This window comes from Tritonibacter scottomollicae (assembly GCF_032924845.1).
In the GTDB taxonomy this organism is placed as follows: Bacteria; Pseudomonadota; Alphaproteobacteria; order Rhodobacterales; family Rhodobacteraceae; genus Epibacterium; species Epibacterium scottomollicae.
This window is the reverse complement of record NZ_CP136707.1, coordinates 171649-188156: the sequence shown is the minus strand read 5'-3', so window position 1 is coordinate 188156 and position 16508 is coordinate 171649. Positions and strand designations below refer to the sequence as shown.

Sequence of the window (16508 nt, the reverse complement as noted above, 5' to 3'; positions counted from 1 at the left end):
ACTTAGCCAGCGCACTGTCACCAAGATCTCTAGATTGCAGACCTACGCTGCGCTCGGACTGAACCGGAAAATTGCGGACGTACCTGCCATTCGTTTTTCGCCCCTCGCTAACGCAGCATTCGTTCGCAATCGCGGCACGCTCGTCGCTGCGTTGCAACCAAGGTCACCAGAGCGGTCGTTAAAAGCTCTGCTGAGCCACGAAATTCAAGCCATGCTTTCGGCTTAGGTGGTTCTAACGATTCAGTCGCGGACGAAGCCGACCTTGGCAACTTCCCATCCGCCGGCTGCATTTTCTTTTTTGCGGCAACCGCCGAGAAACACATCCTTGGTGAGATGTAGACCTTTGCTGCGGGCGAGGCGCGATATAGAGATGAAGACCGCAGTCGGCATTCGGGATGTGGATGTTGATACCCCTCTCCCAAGTCCCAGTAGATCCGATTCAATTAAGGAAGCAAAGAAATTGCAGGACGCGGATCCCTAAAAACCTAACGGGACACGCGCCCCTAGCGTGTCCACCTGGTTACGCGCTTGGCCGTGCCGCCCATCGACAAGAGGTTGCCTGACATGATCCCGTACATGGTCGCTTGATCGAGTACAAAGAGGTAGACCTCAAAATCGACCTGCCCTTCGGCGTCCTCGAATGTGCCCGAGACCTGAAGTTGAGGCAACATTTGCCCTGTTCCGCAGCCTGCTACGATGGCCAGCTCTTCATCGGTGATAATTTCAGGATGCTCGCCGAACCAAGCTTCGCCCTGGTCCAGAATGGTCTGGCTTGGCGCGTCCAACACAAATCGGGCGTCTTCGATAAAATCCATATCGTAGGTTCCAGGCGCGGCGCCGCCCGTGACCGCAAGGCCGTTTTCTGTCGGAACAATCTTGGCTGACGTGCTGTTTCCAGAGGGAAGCGGCATAGTGCGCCCATTGAAGCTAAGCGTGCCAAATCCGTTAGACACCTGCCAATCGCCAATGAGAGAGATCTTGAGTTCTTCACTGCTGATGCCACAGGCTGCAGCAGGTGTTGAGAGGTGAACAATCAGGCCGATGGCGGCCAAGACATTTCGGATCATAAAAGGTCCTTTCAGTTTTTAGTGTAGCTGCCTTCAATGGTCGCAAGGCAAGTCGTCGTGGCGCCCGCAACTGCGGCAAGGGCCGGAGCAAGGTCCATTTGAATTTGCGCCCAAACGTCTATTTGCCGGTCTGACTTTGCGTTGAGCGCTATGGTGACCACCAAAGAGACACCTGACCCAGCAGCCTGCACGCCCGTCGTATAAGGCTCTGATTGAAATCCATTGGTGCCAACGGGCGTCCAAGAATAAAGCCCGTAATCGGGATTAAGATCGGCAGGCACCCAGCCGGGTTCGCTGAAAACGATGTCTCTGGCCCCTGACTTACCAAGCTGCGCTGACGCCAGTTCTGCAATGCCAGGTGGGCAGCCGACGGCATCGGACCGTGACAGTGCGATGCTCCAAATCCCATGGGCTGGCTGTAAGAAATCTGGTTGTGTGCCAGAGAAAATATTCGGAACGGATAGACCTTCATTTTCCGCGAAGGTCATATCATTCCCGGTCTCCGCCACGTCGCTTTCACTAAAGTCAATATCTTCGCGCAGGTCTTCAGTCTCGGCTTCGTCAAACACCAAGTCCTCTTGGTTGTCCTCGGCGTCGCTCTCGTCAAAGACCAGATCATCGTGACGGTTTTCGATCATGCCATCACCATCGTGAATAATCTCGTAGTCCGCGAGATCGGCCCAGACCGGCTTGACGGTTCCAGTACGTTCATTGCGGGCGACAAATTTAGGTGGGCCAAATGTATCAAAAGCATCGGCCCCGCCGAGCAACTCTGTCAGCTGAGCGTCGCCAAGATAGTCACCCGTGAACGCCAGCTGCCCATCAGTTTCAGTGTAGAGCGGCACATTTTGTGCAATCACGGCTATCGGGGAACAGACCACCAAGCTTGCGATAATCCAAGCGCTTTTCATATCTCTCGTCCTCAATAGAGGTTCACAAGAACGGCACGGCCGTTGGCAGGGTTTGCGATATTGCCGACCCAAACGTCGCTGGTGCCATCCCAACCACCGGGACGAGCCAGCAGCAAGAATAGGGTACCGTCACCCACGGGAATTTCGCCGTCAATCGCATTTACAATCAGATTTTGATCCCAGATGAGCCCCAGTTGAGTTTGCACAATACCGCTTTCATCCAAACCAAATTGGTCGGGGTTGTCCAAGTGGATCGATGCAGAGACGGTCTCGGCACGCTCAATAGGCTCGTCGAATTTAATGAGCCCAACGCGGACACCCAAATTCCGGTCTTCGACTGTCCAGCTGCGCCCGATGGGCAACCAACCCTCGGGTTTGGGAAAATCCCCATTCAGGCTGTTACGTATCAGTTCATAGTCTGTCTGATCTTTCAGAACGTCCGATGTCTCGCGGCACAACAGACCCTGTTGGATCTCTTCGCAGGGGCCAAGCTGTGCATCCCATTGCCGTGGGTTCAGCACGATGCTAAACGCACCGCCTGTTGCGCGCGCCATTTGCATCGTGGGGTGATCAGCCTGTGCACCAGAGGCGGTCGTATAGTAAAATGGTTCTTCGCTGGCCCAGCCGGATGGCATCATCCATTCGAGGCCAACGCGCCGATCAGCGACGCGGCAAGCTGCGTCTTCCTCGCAGGTTTTCCACGCCACAAAGCTCAGCGATTGTGGCCCTGTTTCGGCAGCGTGCTCCTGGGCACTGAGCATCGTTTCGCTGGGTTCTCCGCCCGTTGAGTGATTGCCCATGTCTTGCGCGGAGGCGGGCAGAATATCGACCAATCCAAGGTGAATATCGGATCCATCTTGCCGCACCAATTGGACCCTGAAGGCGCCTTCGGAAATCTGGGACGGCACGGCGACAAGGCCGCTTTGTGGCACTGCAAGCAATTGTGTGTCTTGCCCATCCAGACCAATGAACATCACCTGATCTCCCGATTCCGCGGGGCCTTCGAGCAAAAACGCCCCTGATACCCCAGGGCTCAGTGGCTCTACGATCTGTGAGAGTGCAAAGCTCGGTGGGGCAGTCAGCTCTTCAGTTTGGGCCGCGTTTGCCTGTGGCGCGCTGTCTTCAATTGTTGCGACAAGCTGCACAGGGAACCGGCCAAGATTTTCTCCAAGGTCATAGCTGTCGCCCATGATCACGACCTCATAGGCTCCAACGGGCAAATCGAATTCCCAAGGATAGAAGGCATGTTCCGTGGTCTCGGGGTCGCTACCAAAGCGGTAGGTGAAAGTAATGTTCTCGTCAAAGGTGGTGGCACCGTCTGGGAACAACATGACGCTGTAGGTCGCGTTTTGTTGCAAGGGTTCGCGACTGCGCAGTTGGAAGGCAATAGTACCGTCCGTCGTGAAGGCATCCGCGCCTATGAACTCAAAGGTGGCATTACTGGCCGCAAAAGGTATGGAAATTTCTTGCTGGATCTCCGTGAGGTTCACAGCGATTTCGCCAGCGCCGCCGTCTCCTGCTGCAGTAAATGTCCAGTCGCCTCGGGGAAGATCAAGGGTCACGCCTGAAATGATCTGATCCGCACCTTCCAAAACGCCCAGATCCCACGTCTCTCCGGTTCCTGCGCCCGCTGCCGACAAGCGGACAGTTGCCGGACGTGCACTTCCATCTGCAACTGCAATGTTGAGGTTAACTTCGGTCGTTCCTGTCTCTGTATCGGCCGGAGCTGTGGTCACATCCCGGCCCGTCACCTCAGTCAGCGCCGTGGTGAGAGTAGCCGCATCACGCGCATCCACGTAGGTGCCGCCTGTGTTTTGCGCGAGGCATTGCAATTGCGCCCTATCGGCCTCTTCCTGAATGTCAAAGCCGATCACATGGGCCGTGAAATCGACGCCAAGTTGTTCAAGCTCTGCACCAACCGCACAGGGATCCAGATCGCAGGTTTCTTTGCCATCTGACAAAAGAACGACGGTGGCCGCGTTTTCGGTAAAGCGCAGCGTCTCGGCGGCCAAGCGCACTGCCTGACTCAATGGGGTTTTGCCCCGCGGGGAAAGGTCCGTAACAACATCTGCCAAGGATGCGGCTCCCTCGATCGAAGGCTCTGCCAGCAGCTCAATATCGCCGCAATCACCCTTGCGGCGATGGCCATAGGCAATCAGCCCGACCGCCCGATCACCTGAAGTCCAGTCTTGGGACATGTCCGCAAAGACGGCACGGGCAATTTCGATCTTGGCTATGCCGTCAACTTGACCCCACATCGATCCCGAGGCATCAAAAACCACCATCAGATCATCAGGTTGTGCGTCCTGAGCAAACGCCCCCGGCGCGCAAACGATGCCCATGACGGCTGCCGTATTGCAGAAAAAGTGGCGTATCTTCCGCCCGTAAAACGCAAGCTTCATCGTATTATCCCAGCACATTCTAAGCGGAATGTTCGGGATAAACGGTCACCTTGCAATACATTGAAAGTGATATATCAATAATCTCATGAACAGAGAGCTACTTGAAGCGGCCTACCGGTTGGAAACCCGAAAATCGGTTTCCGAAACCTGGGCCGTAATCGTTGACGTCTTGGCGACACACAATATCGACCGCATCTTATATGCGGTGCGAGACGAAGGCGTGGTTCCAAATTGGTTTGTTCTGTCCAACCTACCCAATCAATGGCCATTGGCCGAGACAACGAACGCCGATTTTCATGAACCATTTGTGACCTATTGCTGTGCGACGTTTGAGGTCACCAAGCTTGGCGTCGTGTTTCTGGACCAAAATGAAGGATATATCGATGACTATACCCGCGAATATTTGTCCAAATTAGTCCGGTTTGACTGGCAGGCGGGATTGGGCATTCCATGCTCTCTTGTCGGCTCTGGACGGTACGGCGGCTTTGTGGTTGGGAACAACATGGCACGGCATGGCTTTGAGCGCAGCGTCATGCCATTGGCGGACCAGTTACAGACTTTCTGTTTGATAGCACACCGCAAAATCGAAAGCTGCCGGCGGCTCGATGGCGGCCCATCCACGCACCGGCGCCTCAGCGCGCGTGAATACCAGGTGCTGGAGCTGATCTCAAGCGGCCATCGCCCCAAAACGATTGCAGAGCTGCTTGAGTTGAGCTTGTCCAGCGTCCGCCTTTATATAAAGAATGCACGCCTCAAACTGGGGGTTGCAACCAACGAAGAAGCGGTGGTCCGCTTTCTGCAAGACCACAGATGACGTGATTTCTTAAGTTCGCCTCGGTTCGGTGCTCATCGTATGTTAGCAGACTTTCACCAGATGTCAGCAAAGTCCCACAACCTGTGTATGCGCCTCGCCCGAGTCTATGCTGGGGCTTGTATGAATGACTGGTTTTCTAGCTGCGTAGTAGCATCAGAATTTTCGCTCATGGAGCATCTGTGACGCTGCGAGCGCACGCAGCGTGAATTTGCTAGGTCTTCTGTGGGCTCTTTGTCCTCTTTCGCAAAGATCTGGGAAAAGCTGCTCTGGCGTAGTTTGTAAAGCCTCGGCCAAAGCCTGCTCGATCTTTGCAGACCGGCACATTCTCTTGCCCACCAAGGTGACAGCAGAGTCAGTCACGCCCAATTCGCGGGCGATCTTTGCGAGAGAGCTTCCCCGGACTCGAAGATCACTGCCGACATTGAAGGCAAAAAGCCGCGTTTGACAGCTTGAATGTCCGGTTCCGGGAAGTCGAGGCGCGATTTGTGCATGTGCGGCAACGAGAGCCAACCTTGCTTCGCATCGGTCACTTTGGGCTGGCGTCCTCTGAGGACCGGGAACATGTGAGCGCACGCTGCAACTCTGCTGGTGCATCGCCGCAAGCCAGAAACGAGCCCATTTTACCGGATGCTGCGCTTTGCATGAAAGTCTACTTTTGCAATCATCAGCGCTGGGTTAAATGATTGGGGAAACCGATAAGGATAATATTGTGGTCCTTCTTACGTCAAAACATCTCGTCGATTCCGACTTCAATAGTGCAACCGTACAACTCATTCATGCTGACTGGGCCAAATGCATCGGTCGCGATGTTTCAGATTATGAAGGGATGTTCCAAGACCACTTAGTCAACCTGCGTGCTGTTCTGGGGTCTGAGCCTGCGCCCAGGCCAAGGGGTCTTTTCAACAGGCTTTTCGGTAGCTCCAACGTTGACGGAAACAGCACCGACGTGTCGGTCTACCGCTTTGCGATCTGCTTCGCCTCTGGCAAGTACCTGACTGGCCACGGTGCACGGCAAGCGACGCAACAGCAGCTTAACCTGATCCACGCTGAACACCTGAAGTTGATCCGCGCCCTGTTGGATGTGCCCGACCGGGTCATGACAAACACGCCCTTGCCGGGCGCTAAAGGCACCCTTGGCGAGGTGGCTGGGGCCGCGCTGCTCAGCTACTTCCATCATACGGATTTTGGCCCCCAGGGCAGACGCCTGAGGGCGGAGGCCGCACACCTAGTTCCGAAGCTGTTGAGGCGCTTTGCTTACCTCGACTCCAACTTGATCGTCTCGATCCTAGGGGATCATCCCAGTCTCGTCGATGAGGCCGGGAGTTTGATCCAAGATATTTTCCGAGATCCCGGCCACGATCCCGAACGCGGTCCCTATGGTTGGATCGGGCAAAACATGACAGGTTTTTACGCGTTGCGCGAAGATCCGTTTCAGAAGTACGGTCCAAAGATTATGGCGCATGTGTTGGCGGACGCGGCAGTCTGGCCGCGTGAAAACCTTTCCAACCTAGCACGGGTTTTTGCCTTTGATCCTTTGGACCTGACAATCGGCACGGCAGAAGAAGAGGCTCAAAAGGCGCTGGACGGCATCGCACGTGAAGAGGCCAGAATTGCCGAGGGCTTTGACGGGCCGGACAATTCGATCTCCCCTCAGCAGGCAGAGCAATTCAGCCGCGAAAGACTTAAAGCGGCGAAGGCGCGGCTCAAACAGATTGAAACCGGATTTGACTCGGTCCGAGCGGAGCATTTCACCGCCGCTGCCAAGCACCTCGCCAAAGCCAACGGCGCGCGTAAAACGGTAGAGATAATCGCAAGGGCCTTGCCCGTGGACCTTGCCGCGCCCCTGAAGGAGGCTTTGGCGAAGGCTGACGCCATCAAGATGCAACCGGTTGCCTTTCCAATGCCCAAGGCGTCTGACAACCGCTTCAAAGATATTGGCTTGAAGTTCATGGTGATTGACGAATTGATGTATGTCCAAAAGCGCCTGCTCCCGCTCTTTGACATCCGGCAATTTGCAGAAGAATGGACGAAACGCGAAATCTCCATTGAGGATGATGGCTACGACGTTATCCCTGAAGCCATGACCTACTTCAAAAACCTCGCGATTCCAGGTGAGTTGCTCTCCCATGTCGAGGTGTTGACCCAAAAATCGGGCCTTGATGGGGGGGGAGGTGGCGTGATCGAGCAGATGGTGCCCTTCTGGGATCCAGGGGGCGGTGATGGCCCGGTTCCAGTTACAAACAAGGCTGCGGTCGACCTAGACCTATTGCCAAATCTCACATGCATCGTCGGGCTAGAACATGAGGTTAATGAACCGAAACCCCGAAAGTTGCTGCAAGAATTGGAAAAGCGAGGGATCAACACAATCCCTGAAAGTCTTGCCATCTGGGGCAAGGATTAAGACTGATCCCCGTAAGCAGCCATTGGAGCAACCGCAGCGAAATGGCGCTTTGTCCGCATCCCGTCCGTTCGATGATGGTTAGTGGCTGCACTTGCGGCGAAGGTCTGCTCCATCCGTTGCTCGTGTAGCATGGGACCGCCGCCTGGCTGGCAGATTCCACTACTTTGCAAAGGTTGCTATCTCCGCGTCGCTGACGTCTACACTGATCGCAGTATCGCCTGGATCAATTTTACAGGCTTGAAGGTCCGCTTTCGGGAGGCTTTCGCGCTCGCAGCGGCGCTTGCGCTGCGCCCTGCCTGAATGTCGTGATTGGGCTGCGAGCGACCCGGGCCAAGGTGAACCCAACCGGCATCAAGTCCGAACTGGCAGGCGAAGGTTGATCACTAGCGTCACCCACCGCCTCAGTGCAACACTCACAACCAGCTTCAACATGCTTGTCCCATCATTGCCGCGGCGCCAACTATAGCCTTGAGGCGTGTTCGCTCGAAAGGATGCTCCATTAGCAAGGGCTTCATCAAGGTTACGGTCCCCGGTCATCTTGATATCGACAACATTTGGACGCCCTAAATGCATATATTGTGCCATGTAAAGTTGTGAGGTACTTCTCAATGGTTAGTGCAACAGCCTCCTTCAAAGGATGTCGCTGGAGCAGTCGTCAGCCTGCCTTGTGCATCATGGGTGACTTCGTTCTTAGATAAATCTGTTCCGGAAAAACACATTGGAAAGCGCCATGCCTGCAGTTTATAGAGGATGTCCAGATCATCCTGCGGCAAGGCAAAGACCACCCCTTTGGCGGTTTTATATGACGGAATAAACCGTTCTGATGACAGCAGTACAATCTGTTTGCCATCATCTTGCGGTGTGCTGATATGGAAACGGCAACCGCGCAGCGGGGTTACCCAGTCTTGTGCGGTGATATGGGTGACCCAATAGACAATTTTTTGATCGTTCAGGGTTTCGCGGTAGATGGCTTCGATATCGTAGTTATATCCGCCTGCTTTGATACGGAACTGGGCAATTGTGTCTTTGGTATCCACCTGCGGGGTAACCCACAAAAGAACCGGCCCCTGTTCAGTCAGCTTGGATTTCAGGAATTCCTTGCCGCGCATATCCAGGACAAACGCACCGTTGCGCACCAGCCAATCTGTAGCGATTTCAAGACGTTCGATAGTGGATTTTTCCAAGGAGCTGGGGTTTTGCGCATGTATCGTACTGGGTACCAAGAGGAAGAGTGATAGGGCCATCTGCCAAAGGCGCCGTTGCTGCATCTAGTTTCCCCAATGTGTTGTAGCGATCAAAGTCAGCGTATTTATGACCCAAAAAACGATCCGGACTGAAAACGTTGAATGCGACCTTATTGGCACCTTAGTCGTCAAGGGCTTCGGTTGTCTTGTTATTGACCGCTTCAAACTGGCCAGTTTCCAACGCAGCGAAAGGTTGCGTCGAACTACCGATGCGCGGGGACCGCTCTACCGACGCTGAAACCGGTGACTTTGGTCTTGCAGAACAGGCCCGCCGTGACAAGATACAGCGACTTGTCTGATTGATATGACAACGGCGATTTTAGGTGGTGACACCTTGTTCTGTCCATTGACCCTGCGGACATGGGCGCCATCTGGTTCTGGTCTTCCCATTGGGATGGCGATTGCCAACAAGACCGTCAGTCGGCCCGCGTTCGCAACGGTGGCGTTCCGCACTTTGGTGGTGCAAGTATAGCCCGAAGGCCACTAAATTAAGGCGATCACATGGAAATCACGCTCGATATGGCTTTGTCCCGCTTCAAAAAGGACCCCGATTATGCGCCTGCCACCCTGTTTTGGAACAAGGCGCATTTCGAAAAGCTGTTAGAAAAGACGGGTTGTCGTCTGCCCACCCAGTACAAAGAGCTGTTGGAAACGGCTGGCGAATTTGAACATGGGTTTGGCTATTACTTTCTGGCGACTTGGCCAGACGGCGCACAGACCAAACATGAACTACAGGTGCCGTTCCAACCGTTGCAATCTGTCATCGACAACTTCGAGATATTTCGAAAAGGCCGTGAATTTCCCGACCGCTTTCCCCATGATATGGTGTTTATCGGCACAGCAGACGCAGGCCACACCAACCTTTTGGCCAATGGCACCGACCCAACGGACAATGCCGTATATCTTTGGGAAACGGCCAGTGACCCTTGGGGGACAGGCAACAACACTCAGGGTCTGGCCCGCTGCGCGGATACGTTGTTCGGGTTTCTCTACAACCTTGATGACTGGGACAACCTGTAGCGGTGTTTCAACTCTCGAAAAATGGCACGCGACGTATCGCGATGCCTGGCCTGACATGCTGGTCGAGTTTACCCTCACTCGCAGAGCTTACTGCGCTTGGCCATGATGATATGAAGTTCTTGGGCAGCACGAGACTTGCCGTCGGTGATGGCGCTGCTTAAAACCCTAATATGTTGAAACTGTCCGCTATTTTTTTTGTTCTTCTTATCGCGCTTGGCGTTGTGGGAGAGACTATTCTTCCATTCTATGGTGGCGACAGAGAGTTGGCAGCGCGAGTCTCAAAAGTTAGTTTTGTTTTGCTGGGTGGAATTGCCTTTGCTTTTGCTCAACCGGCCATCTGGGGCTGGTTTATTCAGGCGGTACAGAACGCCATTCAGCGCAGCGGGACCAAATCCCGTATGGCGCAAACCATTATGCGGCCCGGACTCAAGTCCACCGCGCGGTCCGCTGGGCTGGGTCTTTGCTGTTTCTTTTTGATTATGACTGCGGTTTTGGCATTTCAGCTTTGGCTGCAACGCTGATAAGACAGGCCTTACTGAGAGGGCTAAACCGAATATCATGGCCTCAGCCCAAATCGATCTCACTACCCGCGCAAACTTGATGTGACTGGGTACCTTTGGTTGGCGCAGACGGTGGAGCATTTCAGCCTCTCCGTATTTTTGAATGCATCTAAGAAGCTACTACTTTCGATGTCATCAGCGCCAGCCTTAACGAGCAAATTTTCGATTGCTCACCATTTGGCCTAAGCGAAACTTACAAAATAAGAAGGTCATCCCGCCGAATAGCCCTAATCCGCCACCAGCGCTGATCAGCTTAATGTACTCGAGCACGCGTGACCCGGAGAACCAAGTCGAGAAAAATACGACGAACAATCCGGCACCCAGAAAAAATCCCACCATAGCCGCCAAGTGGTAACTGACCATGTTATGGTGGGTCGCAACAGCGTAAACTGCCAAGACCGGAACGGCGCTAGCGGTGGTTACAAGCCCAAAAATCGTGCCAGTCTGCACCATAAACGCGGTAAAGCCTATGTCCCGCGGCGACCCAAGCGCCGCGACAATTGACCACAATGTTGCAACGGCTAGGCAAGCCAGTAAAAAAGCAATAACCGTAACAACTGCCTTCATGGAGGGCGACTCCTGTTAAGAGCAAAATGGTGCTAATAAGATTTTTGCTCGGATAAATAGCATAATGATCCTTTATCGCGTGGTGGTCAAACACGTTAGATGCAACTGGTCGCCTCCTGCTCAACATTCAGGGCGCTATCCATTCAGCGGCTGCTAGCTCATGATTTTTTGGCGCTAGAACTGCTTTGTTGGCCCAACTGGACCGAACGTGCATATTTGGGCGTCTTGGAGAACAATAGGGGAACGCAACTGAGTATTGGGCAAAACACCTATGAAGTCTAGTGTCTTGGCCCGAACCGCATGTTGAACTCTCGCAAATGCTCCTGTGTCAATTTTACTATTGATCTCTATGATGGCCATCCCTTGGTAAATTTCGCCCTGCAACAGAACCTTTAAGTTGCTGGAATCAATGCCAAAATGTGAACCATCTTTTGCCGCAGCGATTTGGCTTTCGATCAAGGGAAGTCCATCTCTGATCTGGTAGCTTAAGTGCCATCTATCTGCCTCCTAAGCTGCGCAACAAAACGCTCAAAGTACATAGCATGGTAAACTGAGGTGGAAAATCAGATAAGCCTTTGTATCTTCAATTCCTTGGCTACCGCACGGTCTGCTTTGGGCTGTGACCGACCTCGTGCGTCTGCAGCATCCCACCTGCTGGGGGATGGCGGCTGAGGGCTCTTTCGTTGGATTTGCTGCGCTTTGCGCGAACGGCGGTTGTTTACAGGATCAGTCGAGGGCAATTTGCTTTCGAACTTTAGCTAGGGGCTTCTTGGTTGGGTTAACCAACCCAAGGAGAACCCGATGTTATCATCACCCCCCAAAGCACTTCTGAAACTTCGCGAGGCTTTGCAAGAACAGCGCTACAGTCCGACTGTCGTGCGCAATTATTGTCTTTATGCAGGCCAGTTCCTGTCTTGGTTGCAAGCGAAAGAGACTGCGCTGTGCGATGTAACGCCAGACCTTGTAGCGCACTATCTAGATCATGCGGTGCGACAATTTGAGAAGGATCGCGGGCGACCACCTGCATCTAGATGGTCTTCGATTCCTCGATCCAGCATCCACGCCTTGATGCGGTCTGCTCTAGCAGAATGGCCACCGAATCCACCTGCCGCAAGCGCAGCGGAACGACACAGCCGGGCTGTCTGCGCCGCCTACAAACTGTGGCTGAGCCAAGAACGCGGATTGGCGGAGCCGTCAATCAAAGCGCTTATGTGGGAGGCGCACTACTTCTGTAAATGGCTCTTAGAGCAAACTGGAAAAGCCGATTTTGCCGATCTGAGCGTGCGCGACATTGATGCATATATGGATAACCGGGCACCGGGCCTGACTCGCAAATCGCTCAAGGATGTGGCGGAACGGTTGCGTGGCTTCCTGCGGCATCTACACCGGAGCAAGCTGCATGCAGATGATCTCTCGGGTCATGTGATCGCTCCGCTTCTCTATGCCTATGAGGGCATTCCGTCGATTCTGACCGCAGAACAGATTGCGGCGGTTCTTGAACTTGCGGGACAGGACAGCTCGCCCTTGGGGTTGCGTGATCACGCGATCCTGCAGCTGTTTGCCAGTTACGGCTTTCGGTCCGGCGAGGTCGGCAGCCTGCAGATCGAGGATATCAACTGGCGGGCAGATACCATTCGGGTGCAGCGGTCCAAGACCAATGCCACGGCGGTGCTGCCGTTGATGGAACCCGTTGGAGAAGCAATCCTGCTATACCTTCGCGAAGGTCGTCCACAGGCACATTCGCGCACCGTATTTTTGCGGAGCCGGGCTCCCTATCAAGCCATGAAATCGGGTGGGCTCTATTGCGTGGTCAAACGCCGTCTGGAAAATGCCGGGATAGAGCCAATCGGCAAACGTGGACCACATATCTTCCGCCATGCCCGTGCCGTCAGCATGCTGCGCGCCGCCACACCGCGCAAGGTCATCGGCGATGTGCTGGGACACCGATCCCCGGAATCGACAGCTCCCTATCTGAAGCTTGCCACCGAGGACCTGCGTGCAATTGCCATCGACCTACCGGGCTGGGAGGTGAGACAATGACACGCCGGCCCGAGGATGGCGATGAGATGATCGAGAACTACATCGCGCGGCTTCCATTGAACTACGCGATAACGCCGATCTACTACCGGCAAGCACTGAACAGCTTCCGACAGGTGGCGGTGTGGTTTGGCGTGACTGACCGACAAACGCTTGAATACTGGTTGCGTGAGCGTGGCGAGGTCTGGGCCCGCTCAACAGTGCAGCACCGCGCCCGGATTGTCGCCCGCTTTCTGGATGCCTTGGCGGATGACAGAAGGATTGAGAGCAACCCGATCTCCGACCTTCGCCGTGACTATAATGCCCACAGTGACACGGGCATCATACGGGCTTTGATGTCCCCTGATCCCAATCAGGCACTCGAGGCGTTGCGGCAACCCCGACCGTTCGAGAGTTCATTGGGAGAGCTGATGCGCGACCATGTCGAGCGGATGCAGCGCAGGGGCTACCGGTATGAGGCGGCCGACGTCATTTGCCGCCGGTTCGACCGCTTTCTGCAGCAACGACCCGATCTCGATGGCCAGCCACTGGAGACCCTGCTTGAGCACTACCGCTGGACAAAGACGACCGCGAACCATCCGGCCGAATGCGAGAAATTGGCCCGTATCCTGAACAAGGCACTGTGCCATGACGATCCATCACGCCCCAAACGGCAACCGGACAACTGGCCAGCGAAACAGGTCGCTCGCGGCTGGCGGCGCCCGTATATCTACAGCTCTGAGGATATCCAGAAGCTGCTTGCAATCGCCCGGGTCTATCCGTCACCGCGTTCGCCCTCGCGTGCGATCAATCTCTATACCATGCTGGTTCTAGCCTATTGCGCCGGGCTGCGGATCGGCGAGATTGCAAGGCTGACGCTTGGCGACGTTGACATGCGGGCGGGAACCATCGCGATCCGGGAGACGAAGTTCTTCAAGTCCCGTATTCTGCCGCTGTCGGACAGCGCGATGGATGCGTTGCGCGCGATTCTCGAAGCGCGGCAGAGGGCCAACGTGTCTCGCAGCCTTGATGCTGGCTTGTTCTGGCACGATCAAAAGAACCGCTATTACTGTCAGGCAACTATCAGCAATCATCTGGTTGCCATTCTGCGCATGGCAAGCCTCAAACCGGCCACGGGCAAGACCGGGCCGCGCATCCATGACCTGCGCCATACCTTTGTCGTTCACCGGATCCTCGAATGGTACCGACAAGGTGAGAATCCCCAGGAAAAGCTGCCGTATCTTGCAACATATCTAGGTCACCGTGACATCAACTCCACGCTGGTCTACATCACCGTGACCCAGGAACTTTTGCATGAAGCGAGTGAGCGGTTCCGGGCCTTTGCCACGCCGGGCAACGTTGAATCAGTTGAGGTGGCGTCATGAAATCTGATCCGCTTCCCCAATTGCTGCGCATGTTCTTCACCGACTGGATGGTCCAGCAGCGCAACGCCTCGGTGAATACCGTCAAGTCTTATCGGGATACGTGGCGGCTCTTTTTGCGTTTTGTCGCGACGCGATGTGGCAAGCCGGTTGTTGGTCTAACTCTGAACGAATTGACTGCTGTAGAGGTCATCGCATTTTTGCACCATCTTGAGGTCGAGCGCGGTGACACCATCGGCACCCGGAACTGCCGTCTCGCGGCCCTGCGTAGCTTCTTCGGCTTCGTGGCGACGCGCGAGCCAGCGCTCATGTCGCAATGTACGGAGGTTCTGAACGTGCCGACGAAAAAGGCACCGATCCGCGCGCCAGACTACCTCGAACCCGAAGAGGTGCAGGCGATCCTGGCTCAACCCGACCGCTCCATCTTGATCGGCCAGCGGGACCATACCTTGCTGTCGTTCCTCTACAATACTGGGGCCCGCATCCAGGAAGCGCTCGATCTTTGTCCGCAAGCGATCAGGTTCGATGCTCCGGCCTGCGTGCGATTGTACGGAAAAGGCCGGAAAGAACGGATCAGCCCGCTTTGGCCCGAGACGGTGGCCTTGCTGAAGTCGCTGCTTGAGCGAACACCAAGGCCGGTCGATGCGCCACTCTTCGTGAACCGCTATGGCAAACCGCTGAGCGCCTCGGGGGTGCGGTTCAAACTGGCGGACTATGTCAGGGCGGCTGAAAAGGTCACACCGTCGCTGGCAACAAAACATGTGACGCCGCACAGCTTCAGGCACGCGACAGCCGTGCATCTGGTCGCCGCCGGAGTCGACGTCACGGTCATCCGAAGCTGGTTAGGTCACGTTAGCCTCGAAACCACAAACCACTATGCCCAAGCGAATCTGGAGACCAAACGCAGGGCGCTGGAACGGGTCGAAAGACCGAAGACCGATAGCCAGCCTTCATGGCGACGCGACCAGAGCGTGCTCGACTGGTTGGATACGCTCTGACGCGCATCAAAATAATGTGGAGGCCATAAACCGGAAGTAGCGAAAAACCAATATTTTGGCGGACTTCCTCCGCATTATACTCTCCTCGCGATAATTCAGAGAAGCGTTGGAAGACAAGGGGATAAAGGCGTGCATCCCTGGCCGCAAACAGCGTAAAACCCCTGTCAAGTACGACAAGCGCCGTTACAAACGCCGCAACCAGATCGAGATCATGTTCGGCAGGCTGAAAGACTGGAGAAGGGTCGCAACACGATACGACAGATCACCAACAGTGTTCCTGTCAGCTATCGCTCTCGCCGCTCTCGTCATCTTCTGGCTATGAAGGATAACGAGTCCTGACCCTAGAGGCATGAGACAGCTTAAACTGATCCCGATGTCAGATGGTGAAAAAGGGAAACCCGGCGCACAATGGTGGGACGGGGCATATCAATGCCGGAATTTCGAAGGGTATTTCCAGAAACGTAAACAGGGCAGGGGGCCTTGGAAGTTTGACATCGAGGGTGTCGGGTTCGATGGTATTTCAGCCTATGTCTATCGGGTTCGTGAGGATGGAGAACTTGAAGAGGAGAAAGTTCCAATCGACGATCAAGACAGGATCACAGTGAATGGACGAAAGTATGGGTCCAAGAACTGGGAACCCTGTATCGAATTTTTTGTCCAATCAGTAAGCAAAAATTTGCTTCGAGATCCGAAGGCATTATTTGGAAGGTTTTGAATGTTCGTTGCTACAGGTCGGAATTTATGCTTTCTGGTAGCAATCACATATCTAGAGGGGCATCATGAATATTAACCTTGGTCAACTCAGCCGCACTGAACTCGAAATCTTGGCGAAAGATATAGAGGTCCGCATGGTTGAGCTTGAAAAAGAAAACAAGGAGCGAGCCTATTTTGACATGCTCGCCATCGCTGCAAAATACGAAGTAAGTTTTCAGGAGGTCGTCGATAAATTTGCAAAGCCGACGAAGAAATCGACTTCAAAAAGGGCTCCAAGATATGCGAACCCTGAAGATCCTTCACAAACGTGGACAGGGCGCGGTCGTAAACCTATCTGGCTGATCGAGGCTGTTCAATCCGGGGTTTCAATGGAAGAGCTTGAACTCAAATCCTGATTTCTCCACAGCTACAA

At 54.5% G+C, this 16508-nt stretch carries 16 protein-coding genes and 2 pseudogenes; 10 read left to right on the top strand and 8 right to left on the bottom strand.

Going from position 1 to position 16508, the window contains the following annotated elements:
• Positions 1-503: 503 nt before the first annotated feature.
• The 4 genes and pseudogenes from R1T40_RS21970 to R1T40_RS22330 all read right to left on the bottom strand — a co-directional run.
• On the bottom strand, positions 504-1067 hold the full coding sequence (locus tag R1T40_RS21970) for a hypothetical protein (protein WP_106165044.1): 564 nt from the start codon (positions 1065-1067) through the stop codon (positions 504-506).
• 11 nt (positions 1068-1078) lie between these two features.
• Complete coding sequence (locus tag R1T40_RS21965) at positions 1079-1978, bottom strand: hypothetical protein (RefSeq protein WP_317387108.1); 900 nt, start codon at positions 1976-1978, stop codon at positions 1079-1081.
• An 11-nt stretch (positions 1979-1989) separates the two neighbouring features.
• A complete protein-coding gene (locus tag R1T40_RS21960) occupies positions 1990-3774 on the bottom strand; it encodes a hypothetical protein (protein ID WP_317387107.1) in 1785 nt (594 codons plus the stop codon).
• Positions 3775-3801: 27 nt separating this feature from the next.
• A pseudogene (locus R1T40_RS22330) lies at positions 3802-4236 on the bottom strand (vWA domain-containing protein); the annotation flags it as partial.
• A gap of 229 nt (positions 4237-4465) precedes the next feature.
• Between R1T40_RS22330 and R1T40_RS21950 the strand changes: the two are divergent.
• On the top strand, positions 4466-5194 hold the full coding sequence (locus R1T40_RS21950; protein WP_106165041.1) for a response regulator transcription factor: 729 nt from the start codon (positions 4466-4468) through the stop codon (positions 5192-5194).
• 153 nt (positions 5195-5347) lie between these two features.
• Here the strand turns inward: R1T40_RS21950 and R1T40_RS21945 are convergent, their stop codons facing one another.
• Positions 5348-5788, bottom strand: a complete 441-nt coding sequence (locus R1T40_RS21945) for a helix-turn-helix domain-containing protein (protein ID WP_317387105.1) — start codon at positions 5786-5788, stop codon at positions 5348-5350.
• An 85-nt stretch (positions 5789-5873) separates the two neighbouring features.
• Between R1T40_RS21945 and R1T40_RS21940 the strand changes: the two genes are divergently transcribed.
• On the top strand, positions 5874-7595 hold the full coding sequence (locus tag R1T40_RS21940) for a DUF6892 domain-containing protein (protein ID WP_106165039.1): 1722 nt from the start codon (positions 5874-5876) through the stop codon (positions 7593-7595).
• A gap of 605 nt (positions 7596-8200) precedes the next feature.
• On the opposite strand, the gene R1T40_RS21935 is transcribed toward R1T40_RS21940, so the two are convergent.
• The gene (locus R1T40_RS21935; protein ID WP_133166745.1) at positions 8201-8863 is read right to left on the bottom strand and encodes a hypothetical protein; all 663 of its coding nucleotides are present in this window, start codon (positions 8861-8863) and stop codon (positions 8201-8203) included.
• A 477-nt stretch (positions 8864-9340) separates the two neighbouring features.
• Here R1T40_RS21935 and R1T40_RS21930 point away from each other — a divergent pair, with 477 nt between their 5' ends.
• Positions 9341-9859: an SMI1/KNR4 family protein gene (locus R1T40_RS21930; RefSeq protein WP_072506814.1), complete on the top strand. Its 519-nt coding sequence runs from the start codon at positions 9341-9343 to the stop codon at positions 9857-9859.
• A gap of 170 nt (positions 9860-10029) precedes the next feature.
• A complete protein-coding gene (locus R1T40_RS21925; RefSeq protein WP_072506813.1) occupies positions 10030-10380 on the top strand; it encodes a hypothetical protein in 351 nt (116 codons plus the stop codon).
• A 186-nt stretch (positions 10381-10566) separates the two neighbouring features.
• Here the strand turns inward: R1T40_RS21925 and R1T40_RS21920 are convergent, their stop codons facing one another.
• A complete protein-coding gene (locus tag R1T40_RS21920) occupies positions 10567-10986 on the bottom strand; it encodes a hypothetical protein (protein ID WP_072506812.1) in 420 nt (139 codons plus the stop codon).
• A gap of 174 nt (positions 10987-11160) precedes the next feature.
• Positions 11161-11445 carry a hypothetical protein gene (locus R1T40_RS21915; RefSeq protein WP_072506811.1) on the bottom strand — a complete coding sequence of 95 codons (285 nt, stop codon included), beginning with the start codon at positions 11443-11445 and terminating at the stop codon, positions 11161-11163.
• 342 nt (positions 11446-11787) lie between these two features.
• Between R1T40_RS21915 and R1T40_RS21910 the strand changes: the two genes are divergently transcribed.
• The 6 genes and pseudogenes from R1T40_RS21910 (at position 11788) to R1T40_RS21885 (ending at position 16491) form a co-directional block, all read left to right on the top strand.
• A complete protein-coding gene (locus R1T40_RS21910) occupies positions 11788-13026 on the top strand; it encodes a site-specific integrase (protein WP_106165038.1) in 1239 nt (412 codons plus the stop codon).
• On the top strand, positions 13023-14387 hold the full coding sequence (locus R1T40_RS21905; protein ID WP_106165037.1) for a tyrosine-type recombinase/integrase: 1365 nt from the start codon (positions 13023-13025) through the stop codon (positions 14385-14387). Before R1T40_RS21910 ends, R1T40_RS21905 begins: the two co-directional genes overlap by 4 nt.
• Complete coding sequence (locus R1T40_RS21900) at positions 14384-15382, top strand: site-specific integrase (RefSeq protein ID WP_317387104.1); 999 nt, start codon at positions 14384-14386, stop codon at positions 15380-15382. Before R1T40_RS21905 ends, R1T40_RS21900 begins: the two co-directional genes overlap by 4 nt.
• A gap of 94 nt (positions 15383-15476) precedes the next feature.
• Positions 15477-15704, top strand: a pseudogene (locus R1T40_RS21895) (transposase); the annotation flags it as partial.
• A 27-nt stretch (positions 15705-15731) separates the two neighbouring features.
• Complete coding sequence (locus R1T40_RS21890) at positions 15732-16097, top strand: hypothetical protein (protein ID WP_106165035.1); 366 nt, start codon at positions 15732-15734, stop codon at positions 16095-16097.
• 64 nt (positions 16098-16161) lie between these two features.
• Positions 16162-16491 carry an H-NS histone family protein gene (locus tag R1T40_RS21885; protein WP_317387103.1) on the top strand — a complete coding sequence of 110 codons (330 nt, stop codon included), beginning with the start codon at positions 16162-16164 and terminating at the stop codon, positions 16489-16491.
• Positions 16492-16508 lie beyond the last annotated feature (17 nt).

What these genes read in the sequence shown, in the direction of transcription:
- R1T40_RS21950 (WP_106165041.1), top strand. Translation starts at nt 4,466, where the DNA reads ATGAACAGAGAGCTACTTGAAGCGGCCTACCGGTTGGAAACCCGAAAA.
- R1T40_RS21890 (WP_106165035.1), top strand. Translation starts at nt 15,732, where the DNA reads ATGAGACAGCTTAAACTGATCCCGATGTCAGATGGTGAAAAAGGGAAA.
- R1T40_RS21905 (WP_106165037.1), top strand. Translation starts at nt 13,023, where the DNA reads ATGACACGCCGGCCCGAGGATGGCGATGAGATGATCGAGAACTACATC.
- R1T40_RS21920 (WP_072506812.1), bottom strand. Translation starts at nt 10,986, where the DNA reads ATGAAGGCAGTTGTTACGGTTATTGCTTTTTTACTGGCTTGCCTAGCC.
- R1T40_RS21935 (WP_133166745.1), bottom strand. Translation starts at nt 8,863, where the DNA reads ATGCAGCAACGGCGCCTTTGGCAGATGGCCCTATCACTCTTCCTCTTG.
- R1T40_RS21925 (WP_072506813.1), top strand. Translation starts at nt 10,030, where the DNA reads ATGTTGAAACTGTCCGCTATTTTTTTTGTTCTTCTTATCGCGCTTGGC.
- R1T40_RS21970 (WP_106165044.1), bottom strand. Translation starts at nt 1,067, where the DNA reads ATGATCCGAAATGTCTTGGCCGCCATCGGCCTGATTGTTCACCTCTCA.
- R1T40_RS21930 (WP_072506814.1), top strand. Translation starts at nt 9,341, where the DNA reads ATGGAAATCACGCTCGATATGGCTTTGTCCCGCTTCAAAAAGGACCCC.
- R1T40_RS21910 (WP_106165038.1), top strand. Translation starts at nt 11,788, where the DNA reads ATGTTATCATCACCCCCCAAAGCACTTCTGAAACTTCGCGAGGCTTTG.
- R1T40_RS21945 (WP_317387105.1), bottom strand. Translation starts at nt 5,788, where the DNA reads ATGCACCAGCAGAGTTGCAGCGTGCGCTCACATGTTCCCGGTCCTCAG.
- R1T40_RS21900 (WP_317387104.1), top strand. Translation starts at nt 14,384, where the DNA reads ATGAAATCTGATCCGCTTCCCCAATTGCTGCGCATGTTCTTCACCGAC.
- R1T40_RS21965 (WP_317387108.1), bottom strand. Translation starts at nt 1,978, where the DNA reads ATGAAAAGCGCTTGGATTATCGCAAGCTTGGTGGTCTGTTCCCCGATA.
- R1T40_RS21885 (WP_317387103.1), top strand. Translation starts at nt 16,162, where the DNA reads ATGAATATTAACCTTGGTCAACTCAGCCGCACTGAACTCGAAATCTTG.
- R1T40_RS21940 (WP_106165039.1), top strand. Translation starts at nt 5,874, where the DNA reads ATGATTGGGGAAACCGATAAGGATAATATTGTGGTCCTTCTTACGTCA.